2 protein-coding genes and 1 pseudogene are annotated in these 1,665 nt (G+C 58.9%); 2 read left to right on the top strand and 1 reads right to left on the bottom strand.

The window, feature by feature from the left end; translation table 11 throughout:
* Positions 1-10: 10 nt before the first annotated feature.
* Positions 11-208: pseudogene (locus ACP5E6_RS19010) on the bottom strand (SMC-Scp complex subunit ScpB); the annotation flags it as partial.
* A 556-nt stretch (positions 209-764) separates the two neighbouring features.
* Here ACP5E6_RS19010 and ACP5E6_RS19015 point away from each other — a divergent pair.
* Both ACP5E6_RS19015 and ACP5E6_RS19020 read left to right on the top strand, forming a co-directional pair.
* Entirely contained in the window at positions 765-965 is a 201-nt protein-coding gene (locus tag ACP5E6_RS19015; protein WP_427957053.1) for a helix-turn-helix domain-containing protein, read from the top strand.
* A partial coding sequence (locus ACP5E6_RS19020) for a replication protein RepA (RefSeq protein WP_427957054.1) occupies positions 962-1,665 on the top strand: 704 nt, incomplete at its 3' end. The genes ACP5E6_RS19015 and ACP5E6_RS19020, both read left to right, overlap by 4 nt.

The raw sequence follows: 1,665 nt of genomic DNA on the forward strand, positions 1-1,665 counted from the left end.
ACCTGTCAGCCTACTCCCCTGCGGCCCCAGGTCTAGGGATCATTCCCGTCTCGAGCAGCAGGTCCAACGTCGCCTGGCCGAGGCTTACGGCCCGGATCCGCTCGGCCTCGGAGCGGGTGACCGGCTGGTGCGGCGCGATCACCACCAAAGTCTCCTTCGCCACCCGAGGTAGACGGCCCATCTCGTTCAGCACTGCCCGCAATACATCCGCGAGGTCCGGGCCGCTGCCTTACGAAACGCCCAACCACCCCCGCCTGAACCAGGATCTCGCCACGGCAGGGGCAGTGCCGCTGCCGCGCCTTGAAAACGATAGATGGATCGAGATCACCCAGCAGTAGCGGCTCAAGCGCCATCGGCGTGACCGGCTCCGAACTCGAGAAGATGAAGGCCCCGGCCAAGCGCAAAGTTAGCCCGGAACATCGAATACCGTTATCGTCGCATTGTGCCTTGAACAGAATGTAGACGCAATCACAGCTGCGCGTTCCGTTCCGGTGCATCGCGATCAACGGCATACGCACACTGCCTCAATGTCCCTACAGAACCGCCCGCCTCCCTTCGGAGTACTACTTAACGAAGAATTTTACTTGGTGCAGAAGATCGACAATGGATGCGACCGGATTTCGAAGCTGACGTTGCTAGTCATTGTATCGGCACCAACTAATTAGCCCACTTTTTTCTTGCGTCGGCTCGGATCCGCCTGATACCATATGTGTCATGTTAACCGGAGAATCGGCCCTGATATGATTACGAGCACCCAGTGCAGAATGGCGCGCGCCGCAGTCAAGCTTACCGTCGAAGACCTAGCACGGGCGGCCCAGGTTGGGCGCTCCACCGTGATTCGCTTCGAGCGCGGCGATATCGTCCTGCCTGCCATCAAAGCCGCAATTAAGTCAGCGTTTGAGCGGACCGGATTACACTTTGAAAACGACGGAGGCGTGATACCTCCAATGGAAGAAGCACGATGACAGAGAATGGCGAGGGCAGCGAGGCCCAAGGCGATCTCTTTGCGCCTCTCAGCAGAGAAACCGCCAGAATCATCCGCTTCGCTTCGGAAATTGCCGAAACCCCACCCGAACGGCCCGATTTTTTGCATACGGTCCTTTGTCAGGTCGGACTGCCCAGGCGAGCGACGGAGGGCCTGCGGTTCGAGCGGCGGAATGGGATGGCGTCTCTGCTAGTCGAGGCGGGTAGCCTCTACTCCAACCAAACCTGGATGCAACAGCCCCTGCCCTACGGCCCAAAACCTCGGTTGGCGCTTGTCCACATCAGCACGGAAGCTGTCAGGACGAAGTCACCGGTGGTCGAAATAGGACGATCACTACATGATTTTATGCGACGGATCGGCATCGGTACGAACGGCCGCGACTACCGAACCTTTCGACAGCAGATGCGGGCTCTCTCGGCGTGCCGCATGACCCTCGGTTATGGAAACACCACCATCGATGCCAAACCTATCGAACGGTTTTCCACTTGGCGAGCACCAGACGGTAGTGACGATCTAGAAACCGGCATCATTCAACTCACGACAAAATTTTATGAGTCCCTCATTGATGCTGCTGTCCCACTGGATCCCCGCGCCTTGGCAGCGCTTCAAGGGTCGTCCCTTGCCCTGGCCATTTACACGTGGCTGTCGCACCGGTTGCACCGCGTGGCACGCGTGTCCGG

This window comes from Acidiphilium sp. (assembly GCF_049977125.1).
In the GTDB taxonomy this organism is placed as follows: domain Bacteria; phylum Pseudomonadota; class Alphaproteobacteria; order Acetobacterales; family Acetobacteraceae; genus Acidiphilium.